General features: G+C 35.3%; 3 protein-coding genes. 1 reads left to right on the forward strand and 2 read right to left on the reverse strand.

The annotated features are described in order from the left end of the window. Together ENL20_05880 and ENL20_05885 are read right to left on the reverse strand one after the other, a co-directional pair. Positions 1–731: inositol monophosphatase (locus ENL20_05880; protein HHE38084.1), on the reverse strand; the 731-nt coding region annotated here is incomplete at its 3' end. After that, positions 728–1,630, reverse strand: a complete 903-nt coding sequence (locus tag ENL20_05885; GenBank protein ID HHE38085.1) for a DMT family transporter — start codon at positions 1,628–1,630, stop codon at positions 728–730. The genes ENL20_05880 and ENL20_05885, both read right to left, overlap by 4 nt. A 131-nt stretch (positions 1,631–1,761) precedes the next feature. Between ENL20_05885 and ENL20_05890 the strand changes: the two genes are divergently transcribed. Next, on the forward strand, positions 1,762–3,044 hold a 1,283-nt coding region (locus ENL20_05890; protein ID HHE38086.1), incomplete at its 3' end, for a bifunctional acyl-ACP--phospholipid O-acyltransferase/long-chain-fatty-acid--ACP ligase.

The raw sequence follows: 3,044 nt of genomic DNA on the forward strand, positions 1-3,044 counted from the left end.
ATCTTCCCATTCGAAGCAATGATCGTATCATCGAGATAATGCCATTTTTCTCCATTGAATTGAGAAATATTTCCTCCGGCTTCTGTTACGATCAAACTTCCAGCAGCCATATCCCATGGTTTTAATTTCCTTTCAAAAAATCCATCCAGCCTTCCCATAGCTACATAACAAAGATCGACGGCAGCTGCTCCAACTCGACGCACACCCTGACATCTTTTCATAAAAGCAAGATATTCCTTGATATAAAAATCACCTTTTTCCCAGCGATCATAGGCAAAACCGGTAGCAATTAGAGAATTGGAGATTTTATCTTTTTCCGATACTTGAATTAATTCATCATTATAAAAAGCACCTTTCCCTTTCTCGGCAAAAAACATCTCGTTTAAAATTGGATTGTAAACGACTCCAAAAGAAATTATACCAGCGATCTCCAATCCGATAGAAACTGCAAAAACCGGGAATTTATGAGAAAAATTCGTGGTTCCATCAAGCGGATCGATGATCCAGTTCCGTTTTCCAAAATTATATCCCGAGCTTGTTTCTTCCGAAACTATATTATCATTTGGAAATTTTTCTTTGATTCGTTTTTTAAGAAGTTCTTCGCTTTTCAAATCTGTTTCAGTTACTAAATCGACCTGACCTTTATGTTCGATATTTGTCAGCTCCGAATAATATCCTTTTTTAATTATCTCACCCGCTTCGAGTGCGATTTTTTTTATGAATTCTATCATTTGTGCTCCTGGAATTTCTTCATAAAAAATGGAATTTGGGACAGAAACAATCCTGAAATAACAATAATAATACCGATGATCTTCCTCAAACTGAATTCTTCCTTCAACACCAAATAAGCGATGAAAGCTGTAAAAACCGGGATCAGGTTTGCGAAAATATTTGTATTGTTCAATCCGATATTCCTGACCACTATGGTTATAAAAATAAATGCTAAACCGGAAGCGAAAAGCGAGAGTTTCAGTAAGGTCATTATTGCTTGAAAATTTGGAATAACAGTGATAAAATGATTCCATTCCAGGATAAAAAACAAAGGCAGAAAATAGATCAAAGCAATAATGTTCAGAGTTTTAATAATGGTTATACTGGAATATTTTGCAGATATTTTTTTCAGGAGTATTCCATAAAATATTGCTGATAAAACAGCCAGGAACATCAAGATAATACCCTTAAATGAAGAAGTTGAATCGTTGTTTTTTACTACTACCAACAGAATTCCCATGAATGAAATAATAATTCCGAAAATTCCAAAATAAGTAATTTTTTCTTTCAGGAAAATCAATGAAAATACCGGAGTGAGAAGTGGTATAAAGGAAATGATTATCGCTCCCATAGTTGCTGAAACATACTGCATACCAAGACTTTCACAAAGGAAATAAGCAAATGGTTCGAAAAAAGCTAATAAGAAAAAATATTTGAGATCGATTCTTTGAATTTTTTCTCTTTTGTTAAATAAAATACTGACAATGATTAAAAAAGATCCTGAGATAAGTAAACGCAGGATAACTACAGAAAACGGTTTATAATAAAGGTAAATAATTTTGTACCAGATGAAGCTGGAACCCCAGAAAAGCATGGCAAGAATCGCTAATACATAAATTCCTATCCTGTTTGATCTCATATTTTCCTATTTCAAGTTTTTCTTAAAAAGTTTTTTATGATTTTTTTGTCAAGAAAGGGAAAAATAAAAAAAAATTGACAGGTTTTTCATCAAATTCATTTTCCAACTGGCAAAAAAAATGAGGAGAAGATATGCAATTACATCAAAAATTTATTCAAGTGGCAAAACAGAACTCAAAGAAGATAGCAGTTTATGATCAGGCAACAGGGAAAGAGATCAGTTATGAAAGGATGCTCATTGCTTCTTTGATCCTTTCCAAGAAATTCAGCAATTACAAAGGAAAATACCTGGGAATTATGGTTCCGACTTCCGCAGGCTGCATGTTATCGATTCTGGGAACTCTTATGTGCGGGAAAATCCCGGTAATGATCAATTATGCGACTGGTGCTGCTGAAAATTGTGTTTATGCCCAGGAAAAATGCAGTTTCAAAACGATTGTAACCAGCAAAAAACTGCTTGAAAAAATCAATGTTAAACCTGTCGAAGGAATGATCTTTCTCGAAGATATAATGGCTTCTTTATCGCTATTAAATAAATTACCTGCTTTAATTAAATCGAAATTTTCAGCAAAAGTGATACGATCCTTTGTTCATAATGGTCCCGAAAATGAAGTTTCCATTATCCTTTTTACCAGCGGAAGTGAGAAAGAACCGAAAGCAGTTCAGCTATCACACAAAAATATTCTTCATAATATTATCAATATTCCGAAACAGGTTGATATAAGAGCTGATGATCTATATATGGCAAATCTTCCGCTTTTTCACATTTTCGGTTTAACCATAGATTTCTGGTTACCGATTTCTCTCGGCGGTTCAATAGTTGCTTATCCAAATCCTCTCGATTATAAAATTATCAGTAAGTTAGTTAAGAAATATCGAATTACGGTTATGGCTGGAACTCCTGCTTTCTTTTATGGTTATTTGAAAAAATCTGATCCGGGTGATTTTGCTTCTCTCCGTGTAGGCGTAGCCGGAGCTGATAAACTGACTCCACATATTTATGAAGGATTTTTAAAGAAACATAATGTTACAATTCTCGAAGGATACGGAGCAACTGAAACCAGTCCGGTGATTTCTGTTAACAGCGAGAAATTCAGTAAATTGGGAAGTGTCGGCAAACCGCTTCCCGGTGTTCAGGTTAAGATCGTTGATCGGGAAACAGATGAAGAACTTCCGCCAAATAAAGAAGGAAAAATACTTGTGAAAGGCGACTTGGTGATGGAAGGTTATCTTGGAGATCTGGAAGAAACTTCGCTTCGTATTCGCAATGGCTGGTATGATACAGGTGATATGGGAGTTCTCGACGAAGATGGTTTTCTCTGGCATCGAGGCAGGTTGAAAAGATTTGTAAAAGTTGGCGGAGAAATGGTCTCACTGGTTCGAGTAGAAAGTGTTCTGGAAAATCTGCTTCCCGA

The organism is Candidatus Cloacimonadota bacterium (assembly GCA_011372345.1).
Taxonomy (GTDB): Bacteria; Cloacimonadota; Cloacimonadia; order Cloacimonadales; family TCS61; genus DRTC01.

What these genes read in the sequence shown, in the direction of transcription:
- ENL20_05885 (HHE38085.1), bottom strand. Translation starts at nt 1,630, where the DNA reads ATGAGATCAAACAGGATAGGAATTTATGTATTAGCGATTCTTGCCATG.